Annotated in this window: 15 protein-coding genes; 5 read left to right on the top strand and 10 right to left on the bottom strand. The window is 50.4% G+C overall.

Features of this window, described 5'->3' with window-relative positions; all coding sequences use genetic code 11:
* Positions 1-80 precede the first annotated feature (80 nt).
* Positions 81-722 carry a hypothetical protein gene (locus IQ256_RS13005; RefSeq protein ID WP_193855972.1) on the bottom strand — a complete coding sequence of 214 codons (642 nt, stop codon included), beginning with the start codon at positions 720-722 and terminating at the stop codon, positions 81-83.
* A 240-nt stretch (positions 723-962) separates the two neighbouring features.
* Between IQ256_RS13005 and IQ256_RS13000 the strand changes: the two genes are divergently transcribed.
* The 3 genes from IQ256_RS13000 to IQ256_RS12990 all read left to right on the top strand — a co-directional run bounded on the left by IQ256_RS13000 (position 963) and on the right by IQ256_RS12990 (position 3654).
* The gene (locus tag IQ256_RS13000; protein ID WP_193855971.1) at positions 963-2027 is read left to right on the top strand and encodes a hypothetical protein; all 1065 of its coding nucleotides are present in this window, start codon (positions 963-965) and stop codon (positions 2025-2027) included.
* A gap of 107 nt (positions 2028-2134) precedes the next feature.
* On the top strand, positions 2135-2782 hold the full coding sequence (locus tag IQ256_RS12995) for a response regulator transcription factor (protein WP_193855970.1): 648 nt from the start codon (positions 2135-2137) through the stop codon (positions 2780-2782).
* 161 nt (positions 2783-2943) lie between these two features.
* Positions 2944-3654 (top strand): GUN4 domain-containing protein, encoded by a 711-nt coding sequence (locus IQ256_RS12990; protein ID WP_193855969.1) that lies wholly within the window; start codon positions 2944-2946, stop codon positions 3652-3654.
* Here the strand turns inward: IQ256_RS12990 and IQ256_RS12985 are convergent.
* Positions 3608-4324 carry an HAD hydrolase-like protein gene (locus tag IQ256_RS12985; RefSeq protein WP_193855968.1) on the bottom strand — a complete coding sequence of 239 codons (717 nt, stop codon included), beginning with the start codon at positions 4322-4324 and terminating at the stop codon, positions 3608-3610. The two genes, IQ256_RS12990 and IQ256_RS12985, sit on opposite strands and share 47 nt — an antisense overlap.
* Before the next feature lie 51 nt (positions 4325-4375).
* Complete coding sequence (locus IQ256_RS12980) at positions 4376-6205, bottom strand: AarF/ABC1/UbiB kinase family protein (RefSeq protein ID WP_193855967.1); 1830 nt, start codon at positions 6203-6205, stop codon at positions 4376-4378.
* A gap of 348 nt (positions 6206-6553) precedes the next feature.
* Here IQ256_RS12980 and IQ256_RS12975 point away from each other — a divergent pair, with 348 nt between their 5' ends.
* Both IQ256_RS12975 and IQ256_RS12970 read left to right on the top strand, forming a co-directional pair.
* A complete protein-coding gene (locus IQ256_RS12975; RefSeq protein WP_193855966.1) occupies positions 6554-7852 on the top strand; it encodes an NACHT domain-containing protein in 1299 nt (432 codons plus the stop codon).
* A gap of 8 nt (positions 7853-7860) precedes the next feature.
* Positions 7861-9024, top strand: a complete 1164-nt coding sequence (locus IQ256_RS12970; RefSeq protein ID WP_193855965.1) for a serine/threonine-protein kinase — start codon at positions 7861-7863, stop codon at positions 9022-9024.
* Here the strand turns inward: IQ256_RS12970 and IQ256_RS12965 are convergent.
* The 7 genes from IQ256_RS12965 to leuB form a co-directional block, all read right to left on the bottom strand.
* The gene (locus IQ256_RS12965; protein ID WP_193855964.1) at positions 8998-10395 is read right to left on the bottom strand and encodes an extracellular solute-binding protein; all 1398 of its coding nucleotides are present in this window, start codon (positions 10393-10395) and stop codon (positions 8998-9000) included. The two genes, IQ256_RS12970 and IQ256_RS12965, sit on opposite strands and share 27 nt — an antisense overlap.
* A 501-nt stretch (positions 10396-10896) precedes the next feature.
* The gene (locus IQ256_RS12960) at positions 10897-11292 is read right to left on the bottom strand and encodes a hypothetical protein (protein ID WP_193855963.1); all 396 of its coding nucleotides are present in this window, start codon (positions 11290-11292) and stop codon (positions 10897-10899) included.
* A 33-nt stretch (positions 11293-11325) separates the two neighbouring features.
* On the bottom strand, positions 11326-11601 hold the full coding sequence (locus IQ256_RS12955) for a hypothetical protein (RefSeq protein WP_193855962.1): 276 nt from the start codon (positions 11599-11601) through the stop codon (positions 11326-11328).
* 334 nt (positions 11602-11935) lie between these two features.
* Complete coding sequence (locus IQ256_RS29630; RefSeq protein WP_370623435.1) at positions 11936-12073, bottom strand: glycosyltransferase; 138 nt, start codon at positions 12071-12073, stop codon at positions 11936-11938.
* A gap of 298 nt (positions 12074-12371) precedes the next feature.
* On the bottom strand, positions 12372-14096 hold the full coding sequence (locus tag IQ256_RS12945; RefSeq protein ID WP_193855961.1) for a hypothetical protein: 1725 nt from the start codon (positions 14094-14096) through the stop codon (positions 12372-12374).
* Positions 14097-14598: 502 nt separating this feature from the next.
* Complete coding sequence (locus IQ256_RS12940) at positions 14599-14871, bottom strand: hypothetical protein (RefSeq protein ID WP_228024839.1); 273 nt, start codon at positions 14869-14871, stop codon at positions 14599-14601.
* Between the two features lie 215 nt (positions 14872-15086).
* Positions 15087-16184, bottom strand: a complete 1098-nt coding sequence (gene leuB, locus IQ256_RS12935) for a 3-isopropylmalate dehydrogenase (protein ID WP_193855985.1) — start codon at positions 16182-16184, stop codon at positions 15087-15089.
* Between the last annotated feature and the right edge of the window lie 99 nt (positions 16185-16283).

The raw sequence follows: 16283 nt of genomic DNA, 5'->3' as shown, positions 1-16283 counted from the left end.
CTAGCCTTGCGCCAGTAAATGGCAAAGGTACTTGTATCGATAGTTGTTCTTCAGACCAGCCGCTATTTTCAGATCAACCGCTATTCTCTTAGCGCAGTTCGAGTGCCAGTGAGACCATCGACAGCGCGCTGTAATTTAGCCTCAATCGCCTGTTTCTTGTTCATTAGCTGGCGGAATTTGTGGTATCGGGCGATCGCCATGCTAACCGTGCCCATTTGCTCAGATGGACAGGGTTGCGATATCACCTGTCCACTTCCATTCATATGACACAGGCGATAAGTCGCTGTTGCCTCCTTTACTTTTGTGGCGTCACCGCTTTGCCCAATGCTGCTAGATCTATTCATATCGTTCGAGCTAGCACTATCCAAGGCTTCTACATACCGAAGCAGTGCATCCGCGTCGCCGTGGCGCAAGATAGTAGAATCGGCCCCAGCGGCCTGGGCGACTGGGCGCGATGGCTGCACAGAAGATTCTAACCAGCCATCAACCATCGGGCCTTGAGCATGCAGCGCATGCAGGGCGTTGACAATCTGCCGTAGCTGCTCGTGCCAAACGGAGACTACCGACTGAATATCTTTGAGCAAGTTAAAAGCAAGTGCCGGATTAACCTCGTGCTTTTGACTGACAAAATGCTCAGAACGAACGGGTGGCAACACAACTGTTCCAGGCAAACTCTTCAAAGCGTCTACGCCAACGTCTATACCCGTCTGAGAAGAAATCATAGCGGTTGTCCCTTGGACGAAGAATTCTCGTAGTTCTTGAAGCTTCAGAGAATATTACAAAGAAAGCTATAGGAAGATCGATACCCTAGCTTCGGAAAACATACTGAATTGGATAAAAATTAATGAAAATTTTTGGTTTCCGCGCTAGGTCTTCAGAACAGGCGCAATAGCCTCTTTTCAAGAACGGGCATCCTAGTCAGCAGCAGTTACTATGTCAGTATTGTGGCCAAACCCTCGTTTATGAAATTACTGCCTACTCGCACAAAGTCACTGAACTATTTACTAATGGTGGGGGCTCCTCTTAGCATTCTGGCGCTGCTGTGTCTGGTCTTTTGGCAGTATGCCAAGCAGCCCGGTTGGCGACTTAATGCAGGCGGCAGCGCTGCCGCCCCTATCCCAAACGGTCAGGACCAAACCGCTCAAGAGACCGCTTTTTCAGAAGCAGACATGCTGCAGATGCTTTTAGAAAGCTCTGGCGATGGGGTGGGCTCTTTGGACGCCACGCTGCCGACGACTGACGCTAGGGCTGGGCAATCCGATCTCAACTTGCCATCAGAGCTAGCACTGAGTGAACCCAGTCAGCTCAATAACCAGTCAGCTCAGTCGTCTTATTCACCGTCTTATTCACAGCTATCTAGGCCAGCCGGTCCATTCGCTAGGTATAGAGCTGAATATCAGTTCCCTGTCGGAGTAAACGCTACGCCAAATGATGCGATCGCCAATACTCAATCGGCTACCCTATCTTCCCCCAACAGCCAATATGGCTTGGACCCGAGCTCAACGACTCCAGCCACGTCCACTCAAAACACGACTCGAAAAAGCGCCATGGTTGAGGCGCTTGAACAGCAAGCCGCTGCGAGAGCACAAACCAACAGCCGAAACAGCGCTAACCAGAGCGAAGACCGTACTGGCGCTTCGTCTAATACGCTGCCTAACTCTCAATCGAACCAGCTAGATAGAAACAGCCCCAGCGGGTATAATTCGCCCTCTGACCTTGGTGGCTCGAACGGTTCCGCTTTACCAGGTTCCTTGCCAGGAACGAGCGCAGCGGGCAATCAGCCGATTCCCGGTAGTTCTATCACCGCGCCGTACAGTCCTACCCCCTCGCAGATGTCGCCCCCGGCGGGTACGACCGGATACCAGGTACCCCCTGCAACCCCGTTTCCAAGTTCTGCGCCGCCAGCGCCGCGAAGCTCATCTCAGCCGCTAACCTCGCCTTCGGCTGCTGATACCCCTGCTTTTTTATACACACCGCCCGCTTTCACTCAGCCAGACCAAGGACGTCCAATCAATCCAAGACAATAAGTGCTAACTTTGTCTAAAACTCATCATCAGCCACAAATTCGCTTGCCGCTGCGATGTATGGTTTTTATGAATTTCTCGTTCTTGACGTCGTCTGTAGGTGTGGCAGCATGCAAAAGATTCTGATCGTTGATGATGATCGCACTCTACGAGTTGCCATTACTCGCTATCTAGAAGGCAGAGGTTTTGCTGTACTTAGTGCCGCCTCTGGATTAGAAGGGTTCAATAGCTTCAGCCAGGAAGTGCCAGATCTGATCGTTTCTGACGTAGTCATGCCTGAAATGGATGGCTTTGAACTTTGCACTAAGATCAGAGAGACCGAAGGCGGTCAGCTGCTGCCTTTCATCTTTTTATCTGCACGCTGCGAGCTAGAGGATAGAATCCAGGGTCATACGCTTGGGGCTGATGACTATTTAGTCAAGCCTTTTCACCCCAAAGAACTGATCGCGAAGGTCGAAGCGCAGCTCGCGAAAGCCAGTCGCATTAGCTCTCAAATTGATCTCGCCTTGCAAAGAACTCGCCCTCACTCTGCGCTGGAGAAGCCACCGCTACCGCTCACACCAGCGGAGAAAAAAGTGTTTTGGGAAGTAATTCAGGGCTATACCAATAAGAAGATAGGCGATCGCCTATTTATCAGCCCTCGCACCGTTCAAACCCACCTCAGCAGCATTTTGAGCAAGTTAGAGCTGGAAAATCGCTCTCAGCTAATTCGCTATGCCTTTGAAAATGGCCATACTCCGCTACAAAGCACTCGGTGAAAAGAACCCAGTGAAAAGCACTTGGAAAAGCACTTGGAAAAGCACTTGGAAAAGCACTTGGTGAACTAAGCAAGCATTCCACTATTCTACTATCATTGGACAAGCCGTAATCCATCACCGCAGGCTTGTCATATTGGCTGCCCCTGCCCTTCGTCTAACGCATGTCTTCAAACGCTACTGGGATAGATACCCTCACAGCCACCCTCGCCGCAGGCTCTTTAAAAAAACAGCTACAGGCCGTGTATGAGCTATCTGAATTAGACGCTACGGGCGATCGCATCCTAATTGATTTTCTAAAAGCTGAGCTAATCGGCCAAGACAATACCCCGAGCGCTATCCACGGCAGTGCTTATCAGCGACTTTGTGCCAGCGAATCGGATACGACCAAAACCTTTCTCTATCAGCGCTTTCCCAACGGCTTACTCACACCTCAATCAGAACGAGGCATAGACTACAGCGAGCTACAGGCGCTTTTGGTGAAACAAGACTATCAGAGCGCCGATAAACTCACCATGCAAAAGCTGTGCGAGCTAGCAGGTGAACAGGCTATGCAGCGCAAGTGGGTTTACTTTACCGAGGTCAGTCAGTTCCCGGTGAGCGATCTGCAAACCATCGATACGCTCTGGCGCATTTATTCAGAAGATCGCTTTGGCTGGAGCAAGCAGCACGAGCTGTGGACGCGCCTAGGCAAAGATTGGGAACGCTTGTGGACACAGTTAGGCTGGAAGTCAGCAGAGGGCGCTTGGACTCGCTATCCAATGGAATTTATCTGGGATCTATCAGCCCCAATTGGTCATCTACCGCTTTCTAATCAGCTGCGAGGCGTCAGGATGATGGATTCGCTTCTCTCACATCCGGCCTGGACACAATAGGCGATCGCCCTCGATAGTCTTTACGCACCCAGCTAGGATTCACCAGCATTTGCGCCATGCCTAGTAGCTGACGGGGATGATCGATCAAAAAAGCAGGGGATTGATTCGCCAACGCCTCTCGGCTGCTAAATCCCCAGGTCACCGCCGCAATCGAGATGCCTACCTGCTTAGAAGCATCAATATCTCTGGTCTCGTCACCGACATAGATCACCTGAGAGAAATCAAGACCCTCCCGCCGAATCATCTGCTTTAGGGTGCGAGCTTTGCTCAATAGACCCACGCCCCCCTGAATGACACTAAACAGATCGGCAATCTGCTGCCGTTCTAAAAACCGCAAGATATTTTGCTTGGAGTTAGAGCTCATAATCATCAGCTCGTGCCCGTTTCTCTTCAGAGATTTAATCGCAGGCACCAGTTCATCCGCGACTGAAACCGTCTCTAGCTCTGCACTCATTTCTCGGCGGACCTGGCGCAGCAAAAACGGCAGGCGAAACAGCGGAATTTCTGATTGCTTGAGCATTTCTTGGGTGCTCAAAGACTGATAGTAGCGCAGCTTTTCTGGCGTGGTTGGCGAATAGCCATACTCTGGAGCAATGCGGTTAGTAATCCGCACGATCGTATCGAGCGTGTCGGCAATAGTGCCATCAAAGTCAAAGATTAAAACTGCCACGCTGCCGGAGGGAAACTGAAACGTCGTTCCCTCAGCATACCTTTATCCTTGCTATTGCCAACGGCCTGAGCGCAAAATACTGCCGATCAGCCATAGCCCCAAGAAAGAAGCTGAAGCAAAGAGTAAAACGCTCAGCCACTGTAGTTGTTCGGTCTGCTGATTAGTAGAAACAATGGCCGCACCGATGATCAAGGCTGCAACCACTGTGCTAAACGCGCGTCGATTCGCAGCTTTTTCTAGGCTACGCTGCATAGATGATAGGCCCTGAATCTGTAGATTCCACCGTAGGGTTTCATCACTGAGTCGATCGAGTAAGAAGCCGACTTGCCTAGGCGCAGACATCGATAGGTTACGAAACTCTAACCCCGTACGTAAAAGTAGCTGTAGTGGATCGGCTCCGATGAGCTGCTGTTGAAACAGATCAACCATCAGCGGCCTAATTTCGCTCATCAGGTTCACAGAAGGATCGAACTGTCTAGCCACGCCTTCTAGATTGGCTAGAGATTTAGTGAATAGGCCAATATTGGCGGGCCAGCGCAGGTGATTGCGAATGCCCGTTTCAATCACTGCGCCAAAGGCTTCAGCCGTATTGAACCGACTTAGATCGAGGCCATAGTAACGGCCTAGCAGTCGACTGTAGTCGCTTTCTAATCGAACCAGATCTACCGGCTTCAGCGGTTCGGTGACTTGAAGCGTCAGCTGAGCGCAGCGTTGAGCATCAGAGCTAACAATGGCCAGCACCAGTTCTGTGAGCGTGGCACGAGTTTTAGGATCCAAGCGGCCCATCATGCCGCAGTCTAAAATGGCGACTCTGCCATCGTTGAGATAGAACAGATTACCAGGATGAGGATCCGCGTGGAAAAAACCTGTAACAAAATACTGTGAGAGAAAAGCGCGAAACAACAGCGTGGTAATTTTGCTTCTCGCTTCTTTTTCTTCTGTGTTGATGTCGTCTGTTCTATCTGCTTGAAATGGATTCTGGAACACGCCAGGGAACGTGCTTTGAGGCAGACGAGCGATAGTGTCAAACGGACTGTCTGTTCCGTTGTTTGGCCAGCTATTGCCGAACGGACTGTTGGCAGCGCGGTTGCTAGCTTTTTTAGTAGACTTGTAAGAAAAAATAGCCCCCTGTAGCAGCGGCTTGCCATCTAGCCATTCCATCACTAGAATTTTTGAATTGGTAAGGGGCCAGAGAATTTTGGGTACTGTTAGCCGTTCGGAATCGACCCAAGAGCTATCTAGCAGGTTTTGGCGCAGCTCGTCGGTGTAGCGAGCTTCGGTGGTAAAGTCTAGCTCAGCGGTCAGCGCTGCTTTGAATTCGTCGGCGAGCTGGGTGATGTTATAGCGCTGGCCAAACTGCGTAGGGGAAACCAGCCGAGCAATATCTTTGATCAAGCTGATATCGCGCTCGACCTGTTTGACGATGCCAGGGCGCTGCACTTTGACGGCGACAGGCTGACCGTTTTGGAGAACGGCGCGGTGGGTTTGACCAATCGATCCTGCGGCGATCGCAACATAGTCAATTTCGGCAAATATCTCCTCGGGCGATCGCAGCATATTTTGCCGGATAAACACTTGAATTTGATCGGCGCTCACCGCTGGCACCGTCGACTGCAGGTCACTAAGCGCTTTGATATAAGAAGGCGAGAGCAAATCCGGGCGGGTGCTCAGTAGCTGGCCTAGCTTGACATAGACCGGGCCTAGCTCAGTCAAGATATTACGGAGTACAGCCGGCGGGGGCAGGTCTGGCTCGTCTTCCGCGTTGCCAGTGAGCAAGCGCCGCATATAGTCCCAACCATTTTTGAGGAAAACCTCGGCAATCTCGCGCTGCCGTGAAATTTGGCTAGGTGTCAGTATGGAGGGAATAGGAGAGCGGGGCATAGTATTCACACGCTAGAGCGTCAGGTGAACGCAGAGAACAGAAAAAAGAGATAAATCTCTACCACGATGCTAACAAGTGTGATGCCAATCAAGTGTGGCATCGGCTGTATTTAGGGCTGCTGACGACTGTTCCGATACATTTTTCTGGCTGTCTAGCTCTACACATGAGCCAGGTTATGAAGATAGTTATGAATGTGTGTATTCGTAGATACCAGTGCTCTGAGATCTCTTAAGATCACTCTTGTCGTCAATAGCTGTGCCTGCCCCCAATAGTTGATAGCTATATCGGATCGTCGCTGTATCTAAAGCCTTGATCCGTAGGTCGGCTTCACTTTCGCCCCAACTGCTATGGATTCAGGACAGCTCTTTGAGCAAGCGGATCAGCAATGGAATATGGCAAGACTCTGTGCCGATCTGGCCGCTGCCAAGGCTAATGTAATGCCTCACAAGCGACCCGATCTAACTGAGGTAGAGCAAATCAGGCTGCGTGGGCTACTGCTAGGATATAGCCCAACTGAGATTGCTGAGCAGCAATATACCGCTACTCGCACTGTTGAGGTGGCGCTCAGCCAAGGGCTCTATCGCTATGTAGAAGTGCTAGTAGAACGCGATCGCAACACCTTGACTAGCTGGCGAGATGTGGCAACCTGGCTCGAAGCAGCTGGATATCGAGGCAATTCAGTAGCTGTTAACTGGGCTCAGATGCCCGATGTTCCTGTGCTCTACGGTCGTGACGTGGAACTAGACCAGCTTAAAAACTGGATTTTAGGAGCCTCTCCCTGTCGGCTAGTGACCATCAATGGCCCCGCTGGCATCGGTAAAACGTCTTTGGCCATTCGACTAGCCAAAGCCGCCCAAGCAAACTTTGATGGGGTGATCTGGCAGTCACTACGGCACAAGCCTCAGCTGCAGCACGTCCTCAGCCACTGGCAAGCCCAGCTACCCGAGCCGTTTAGCGAAGGGGTCGAATGGTATGACCAGCTCCAGGCCGTGATGACTTATCTCAGCGAACATCGCTGTCTGATCGTGCTCGATAATTTAGAGAGTATTCTGAGCGGCGGTAGTTTGATCGGGGAATACGAAGCGGGCTACGAATCTTATCGGGAATTACTCAAGCGGCTAGGCGAAGAACCTCATAAGAGTTGTATCATCGTCACCAGCCGAGAAAGCAACCGTGAGCTCAAAGGCTCAGCCACTAGCCTTTCGATTCGCCATTTAGCGCTAAAGGGGCTTCACTACGAGGCCGCAGAGTGCATCCTAGCAGAGGAGGCGCTCTCAGCCCAGTCCTACTGGAAACTGCTGGTAAAGCAGTACCAGGGCAATCCGCTGATGCTAAGGATTGTAGCAATGACTATTCAAGAAGTTTTTGATGGCGACGTTCGCAGCTTTCTTAAGCAGCGCATGACCTTGTTCGGCGATATTGAGTATCTGATCGACCAGCAGTACGAACGTCTTTCTGATGAGGAGCGAGATATCTTGTATCAGTTAGCTGAGCGCGCAGAGCCCGTACAGCCTGGTGAGATGAACTCTCCTCATACGCTGCCAGCGGTCAGTGCATTGTTGCGGCGATCGCTGATTGAAAAAAGCGCTGCTGGGTTTACGCTAAGGCCGATGGTGATGGAATACGTTCGTCTTCATTTGCCTTGAGGTTACCTGTGAGCTATTCACCTGTGGGCCACTTGCCTGTGAGCTACTGTATCAATCCCTGGTGCCCTGCTCGGCAGAATATCGCCTCTGACGACTGCTGCCAAAGCTGTGGCACGCCGCTCCTAGTACAGGGTCGCTATCGTCTGCTCCGGCCTTTGCGAAAGCTAGATGAGTGGGAGCCCTCAGAAATCTTTGAGGTAAGCGATCGCGGCACGCCCAAAGTGCTCAAAGTGCTCAAAAAGCCAGCCTTGTTCCCTTTATTCAAGCGGGAAGTAGAAACTTTACAGCAGATCAACCATCCTGGCATTCCCAAAGTGAACCAGGACGGCTTTTTCTCGGTTGCCATCAAGCAGCGCGAACTTCACTGCTTGGTAATGGAGAAGATTCAGGGGACGAACCTAGACACCTGGCTACAGAAGCACGGACCGATTGACCAAAAAACCGCTATTGACTGGATCACGCAGCTAGCAGAAATTCTGGCAATTATTCACGAAATGGGACTGTTTCACCGAGATGTAAAACTCACTAATATCATGCTGCGCCCGACCGGACAGCTAGCGCTGATTGACTTTGGCACAGTCCGACTGATGACTAACACATACTTAGCAAAAGTCGCCGGACAGCGCGATATTACCAGCGTCGTATCGCCTGGATACACGCCGCTAGAGCAGATGAACGGCAAAGCGGTTCCTCAATCGGACTTTTATGCGCTCGGTCGCTGCCTGATACATCTACTAACAGGACAGCATCCGATTGATTTACCAGAAGATGATAAGACAGGTCAGCTAAACTGGCGCGATCACACCACTCAGCCAATAGACAACTGGCTAGTCCAGCTTCTAGATACGCTGACCGCTCCTTTTCCAGGACAACGACCGATAGATGCTAGATCCATCATTGAACGAGTAGCCAGTCAGCCACGCCTAGATTTCTCCAGGACTGCTTCCGTACCGTCTGCTAGCGGCGCTAGTCGCTGGGCCGATCGTTGGCTGGATCGCTGGACCAAAAACTGGTCAGAAAAGCGATTGTTTCAGATGCTGGTGGCCAGCAACCTGGTCTTACTAGTCGCACTGACGGTGCTGATTGGTCTACGCTTAAGCGATCGTGAACGGAGTGAACGCGAACAGATAGTGAACCTGTCAGCATCAGCTATCGCTGTTCGATCCTTCTAAATTCAATAATTCTCTAGTCTTAGCTTGAGCCTCTGCCATCGCCTCGTCTACCGATCGATTGCCATTGATGATGTCGCTCAAGGCCGTTTTTAGAGCGTCAGAAGCAGCACCATAGTTGGTAACTAATGGACGAGAGACCGACGAATTTTCTAAGTAGTCAAGCATTCTAGGCATGTGGGGATACTGCTCGCGAATCTCGTCATCTTCAAAGAGCGCTCTTCGACTAGGCAAAAATCCAGACGCTAGCGTAAATTTCTTCTGTGCGGCTTCGCTGGTGAAGTATTTGATAGCGGTCCATGCCTCATCGGGATAGGCTGCATTCGTCGGAATACCAAAGCCCCACCCCCCGCGACAGCCAACGCTATCTGCTGAGGTAAAAGAGAACGGTAGCGCGATACCAATTTTGCCTTTCAAGCTGTCTTCCCGGCTGTCATCTGTTAATACTGACCAGAAAGAGGGCCATCCCCGCAAGAAAACGCCGCCCTCATTCATAAAATCATCTAGCGAGGACTGTTCTACATAGCCTTCTTTGTCTGCGGTGTCAGCTGCTGACGATTGTCCTGATTCCCTGGTGTCTCTGGTGACGGGTGAAATGTTTCTTTGGACGAGCGATCGCAGCAATCGGGCCGCCGCGACTGTCTCCGGTTTGGTCAGACCAACTTGATTGGTTGCCGGGTCAACCCACTGCCCGCCAAATCCATTCATCACTTCTATAAAAGTGGTGATCAAGCCTTCGTACGGCCCGCTCTGCCAGAGATAGCCAAATTTCACATCGGGCCTTTGAGTCAATAAATCACTTACCTGCTCTAGCTCAGCCAGGGTTGACGGCAAAGCTGCCCCGATTTCTTCTAGCAAGTCCTTGCGGTAATACAACAGGCCAATATCAGCCCTCATCGGCAGCCGATACAGCCGTCCCTCATATTTACCTGCCTCTAATTCGCTTTCTAGAAAGCCAGTGACATCGAAGCTATCGGCTTCAGCCAGGCTGGTCAAATCCTGTAGACGGCCTGCAAAGTCAGGCGTCCAGACGGTATCCATATAAACTAAATCGTACTGAGCCGGGCTCAGTTCAAAGTCAAGTGCATAGGCATTCTTGCGGATGTCAGTGGTTTCGTACTGCTGTCGGTTGGTGACAACGTTAATTCTGATATCAGGATGCTTTCTTTGAAAATCTTCGCTTAACCCTTCCCACGGTTTGACCTCATCTACAGGGACTAAGAACGAGAGTTCGACCGGAGAGGCGGAAAGGGTAGCCTGTTGCCTAGGCCAGCTCACCCCTAGAACAAACAAAACTACTAGCTGAAGGACGAAAGTGATACTCAGCCACCGCAGTGGCAGCAGATAACGAGATCGACTAGATGTGCGACGCACCTTAGCACCTACGACTTAGCACCTATGACTGTTTCCTACTATAGAAGTTGTGCTCAAGTTTTCTATAGTAGCGCGCAGTCTAAGGGAGTTTAGCAGATGAGACTTCGCTAAAGTGGTGTAGAACATCTTTTTAATCACCGATGACGACTGGCAACCATCTTCGATATTGTCTGGGCGCTGAGCACTGCTTACTTCGCGGTATGAGGATTTGATAGTTTCCATGTTTCTTCTGCCTCATTAGAGAAACAGCTGAGTTAACACTTGTGTTCTAACTCTATGTTCTACGGAGATGTCTGCTGCATGAGTCCGGTTATGAAAATGGTTACGAAGAGATCTGCGCTATAAAGTGCGATCTAGATGCAGCGGCTGCCCCGGCTTTAATGCCTTGATTTGAGCGCTAAAATCTAGCCACGGTTGTAGCTGTCCACGCTGAAATGTGCGACTCATGACGACGTAGATTGAGGTTTGGTCGGCGGCAATCCCAGCAGAGACGACTGCTTTCTAGTTAGGCGATCGCAGCTGATCAACCACGCGCCAGGTCTCGCCCTCCCATCGCAGCTGCCGGACAAACTGAAATGTCGTCGGTCGCTTGCCAGTGATCAAGACTTTTTGTAGCAGCTTACGGATCAGGTTTGGAAAAAAGCGGCCAACGGTAAACATCACTATGCGTAAAATCAATAGATTCAGCGGCGTCATCTGCTTTTGCTTAGCCCAGCCTAATGCGCCCCGAATTAAAATTTCGTCCTGATTCACCTGAGTATCATAAGTGCCTACCAGGTGACCAACCGCATTGCTTAGCTGGCGGCCCTGACCCACCTGAAGCGAGAACTGGGTATCTGAGCACACCAGGCGATCGCCTCGAAAGAACTTAAATGCGCCCCCTTTGTTAAGCGCCAAATACAGCTTAGTATCAGCCCTTTGAAAGTCTGCTCATAAAGCAGCGCCTGTATCCGATGTCAGGAAAAAAACGGTGAGGGTATGATAGCCAGGGTCGCAGCCCTCATATTCTTGAAACCAACCTTCGGTATCTTGCCAGGCAAAGGCTCGACCCAGGCGCTCTAGAATGGCGCTGTCCCATCGGTCGATCTGTAGCAGCGCCTTAGCTCGTAGCAGACACAGAACAATTAACGCCTGGTGATTGGTCAACTGGCTGCTCTCGTGATGATGAGCTAGCCAGTTCGATCGCAGCTCGAAAAAGCGTAGCATTGACGCGCGGCATAGGGAATGCCAGCCGCTACCCAAGATTTGATAGAGGGCTGCCGGTAGTAAGGATTATCAGGTTAAGGCAGAGCGTATACCAGCGCTAGGGGCCAAACGAACTCCTGAGACATACCGCTGGGAAAGTCGATGATTTTGTACTGCCAAAAGTTGCGCTCAAAACATGGGCGCATCGGCAACTGCAGTACGGCTAGCGACTCGAACGGCCCAACTGCCTAGCCGCTGCAATAGCTTTTTGGTCGCAGAAAAGTGTTTAATTTGTTGTATTGGTCTAGCACCAATCACAATCTGGGCATGTCCAGAGAGGATAGGCGCGACCAGTCTAGGAATAGCTGATAATGTGATCGACGCCCAGTTCTTTGGCTACTTCGACAGTGCGATCGCGGCTGCCATCATCAATCACCAACCACTCTACGCTATCGATACCCGGAACCTGGCGAGATAGGTCTGATAGCGTCACTGCCAAAGTTGCTTCTTCGTTGTAGCAAGGAACTTGAATAATCAGCTTTATCAGTTGGCTTATCAGGAAGAAACACGTTAAGGCTTATATTGTTCTTACCGTGTCTGATAGTTACTGACATTTTGTCTAGTTATATTGTTATTGTATTGTTACGTTTGTCTCGCCAATTGAGCTAGACCTCACTAACTGAGTTAGATATTGAGCCAGATACAGTTGACGAGACACCTATCGCTGAGTGCTAGCAAGGCGGCATCCAACGAAGCCTTTAGTTGGCAGCTAGCAGTCGACAGCTTGCTACCTAAGAGAAAAGAACAAAATCCTCAGCGCCAATTGTATGGGCACTGATACCAGAGAGGCTGACTAGAGTTGCGTTGTTAAAACGAATCAGCGTACTGTCACCTCGACCAACAATATTTAGGTCGCCAAAAGAGAGACCATCCGAGAGTCCAAGAGAGTCAACCCCGTTCTTAAAGTCTCGGATAATATCACGCCCCTGATTTAGCTCTAAGACAAAGATGTCGCGTCCTTGATTACCCGTCAGCAAATCGAAGCCATTTCCTCCGATTAGAACATCGTCGCCGCCAGCGCCTCTCAGGTTGTCTCTCCCACCACCACCGTTGAGCGTATCGTCTCCGGCCTTGCCAACTAGTCTATCGTCACCACCAAAGCCATTGATAATATCGTTCTTAGAAGAGCCAATCAGTCTATCGTCATCTCGCGTTCCATTGAGCTCATTTACCAGTTTGAGCACTTCGATGCCTCGTAGGTCATCGTAATCACCTTCTCCAATGAAGGTCGTCTCACCTGTTTCTACATCGATCTGGTACAGCGCATCTCTAGCACCGAACAAACTGCCATCCTCGGTAAAGACGATACTTTGAATGCCTGCATCAGCACCGACGCTAGGATTCACATCGGTAGTCGCTGCCGTATCAGGATCGATAATCACTAATCCCTCGGATATATCCCATCCATAGAGCGTTCCTTCTGGCGAAAAATCTAGTCCTTGAATACCAGAAAACCCCTGCGTCACGCCGACTAGAGTCCGCTCTCCCGTTTTGGGATCTAGTTTAAACAGCTCGTCACCATCAGGTGGTTCAGAAGAAAACTGAACTGCGAACAGCCTGTCCTCTGGAGAAAACGCTAAACCTCTAACATCTAAGTCGGTGAAATCGCCAGCAAGACCAGCTAACCCTGTGTTTGGATCAATCTCTACTAGCGGTCGAACACCATTGGGCAAGCCACTGATTGTAAAGAACTCATCCGCACTATTACTGGCTAAGGAGTTACCACCAAAGCCGTTGTTTTCAACAAAGAAGCCGCTGCCATCTGCTTCTATTCGAAATACGCCACCGGCCCTATTTGCAAGAAACTGAAGCGGCTGGCCATCGACTGTCTTAAACGCTTCAATTCCTCTAATGTCGTCGTAATCGCCTTCGCCAACAAATGTTGCTTCGCCTGTTTCTATATCAATCTCATAAAGGGCATCTCTAGCACCGAACAGACGTCCATCGTCCGTTACTGTAATGCTTTGAATAGCCGCATTAGCGCCGACCGCTGAATTGACGTCAGTGGCTTCTCCTGTCTGAGGGTTAATAGTGATTAATCCAAGAGAGAGATCCCATCCATACAGCGTTCCATCTGGAGCAAAGTCCAGTCCTTGAACGGCATTAGCACCAATGATCCTATTGATTAGAGTTTGCTGACCCGTTTCAATATTGAGCTCAAATAGTTCAAAAGCAGATGAGGGCGGTTGACTGATGGCAAAGAGCTCATCTGCATTAGAAAATGCTAGCGCTCTGACATCTCCAACTCCAAACTGCGTATTGCTAACGCCTACCCCAGTTTCTGGATCGATTTTTACTAGAGGCCCCGCTATTGTAAAAAGATCGCCTATGCTATCACTGGCTAATGAATTGCCGCCAAAACCACTATTGCCAATAAGAGAGCCGCTACCATCGGCTTCTAATCGAAATATTTCGTCAAACCCGAGTGCGATAAATTGAGTTGTATTCTTTGCCATTGTCTATGACTCCAGATTTCAAGATTTTAACTGCACGCTGGAGTAGAGTTATCAATAGAAAGAAAGCGTTTTCTGTTGTCTACAGCTAAAACTTCATCAAGTTTAGTTAAAACTCTACAGCGTCGATGTTGTGAAACCCGCTGCGTCAATTGGATCTAGGCTCTGAAAACAATCGTTAAGGAGAAAAGATTACTGCTGGTCTCAAGTAGGTTGGCTATCTCAATTGCTTGGAAAGTGGAAAAGCCAATTTCATGAACAACATTCGTCACCAGTGACTACTAGAATTATTAGCGGCGGCGGACTAGATAACTCTCCCTAGCACACCCCTTAGCATGCGTAGGCACTGGTCCTTTGCCAGCATATAGTCGCTGTATGACGCTAGGGAACGCCTACCAAGACAGCGGTAGGAACCCGCGTAGTCGCACGGTGCTAGGAGACGCCTACCAAGACAATTCACTAATGCATTAGCGGATTGTGCATTAGCAGATTGCTGTGGCTCAAGTCAGACGGCGTCAGGTTCGATTTGGTTGAAGGGGACAAAGCACTCTTGTGGAAGTAAGACAGGCTTGTCGCCAAAGACTAGTTTGCCGCGATGGTTTAATCGACCAATAGCGACTCCAATCGGTCTTTGTATGACTTCTGGATGCACTTCATAGAAAACACGATAAATCTGCCGGGCAGCCTTGATCAAATCTGGGTTCAAGAGAACAGAGTCATCTCCAAAGGCAAGGCGCTCAGCGGCGCTAATTGGCCTTTGTGTAGTCATAGTCGGCATGAAGTGCTCCTTTCGGTGCCTGATTTACAGGTGTTTTTGAGTAGTCAGAAGATCTATTTGCTTAAGCTAGTTTTGGGTCGAGCTCTATTTCGGCCTGACGAGCGATTTTACCCGGTAAGCGAATCTACTATCAGAAAAGTTGGCTCAAGTCTACTATAAGGCGTTCATTTTGACCTGTTTGGTCAGATTATTCAGTAGAATTACAGACGCAGCCTTTACGAAGAAAGCGCAGTTTGTAGAGCTTCTCCCATAGCTTTGCAGCCGACCACTTTCATCCCTTCAGACATAATGTCACCCGTTCGATAGCCCTGATCTAGCACGCTCAGTACGGCCTGCTCTATTCGATCGGCGGTGGCGGGCCGATCTAGTCCATAGCGGAGCATCATCGCAGCGCTGAGCACTTGAGCGAGTGGGTTGGCCTTGTCTTGTCCGGCGATATCGGGCGCTGATCCATGTACAGGTTCGTAGACGCCAGGGCCGCTCTCACCCAGGCTAGCAGAAGGGAGCATGCCAATACTGCCAGTGAGCATCGCCGCTGCATCGGAAAGGATATCGCCGAATAGATTGCCCGTGACAATGGTGTCAAACTGCTTGGGGGCACGGACAAGCTGCATGGCCGCGTTATCTACGTATAGATGGGACAGCTCAACGTCTGTATAGCTTTTGCTAAGTGCGGTGATGCGATCGCGCCAAAGCTGCGACACCTCTAGCACATTCGCCTTGTCTACAGAACATAGCCGCCCCTGCCTTTTCTGTGCCGTCTCAAAGGCAACTCGGCCAATTCGATCAATCTCTTTGCCAGTGTAGGCCATCGTACTCACCCCGCGCTGATCGCTATCTTCTGTTTCAAAGATTCCTTTGGGCTGGCCAAAGTAGATGCCGCCCGTCAGCTCACGCACCACCATAATATCTACGCCTTCAACCACTTCTGGCTTGAGTGAAGACGCCTCTAGTAGCTGCGGCAAGATAGTCGCCGGGCGCAGATTTGCAAATAGTCCTAGCCCTGCTCGCAGGCCCAACAGTCCGGTTTCTGGTCGCTGCGATCGCGGTAAACTATCCCACTTGTAGCCACCAATCGACGCTAGCAAGACAGCATCACTTTGACGGCAGATGCTCAGCGTATCTTTTGGCAAAGGCACGCCAGTGGTATCGATTGCCACCCCGCCGATCGGCGCTTCGGTAAAGTCGAATTTGATGCCTTCTTGCTCTCCAATCTGCTTCAAGACATTCACCGCCACCGCCATAATCTCTGGGCCAATGCCGTCTCCCGGAAGAAGCGTGATCTGAAAAGACTGGGCTGTAGAATCGGTCATGGCTGGCGCAAACAAGGTTTTAGGGACGGGTGCCATAATACCCGATTCAGAGGTGCTGTAGAATGCATGAGTGTTAGAAGGGCCAGCGTTGTCGGTTTG

The sequence above is a fragment of the cf. Phormidesmis sp. LEGE 11477 genome, from assembly GCF_015207105.1.
Taxonomy (GTDB): Bacteria; Cyanobacteriota; Cyanobacteriia; order Phormidesmidales; family Phormidesmidaceae; genus Phormidesmis.
Note: the sequence above shows the minus strand (reverse complement) of the source record. Positions and strands in the feature narration are given on the sequence as shown.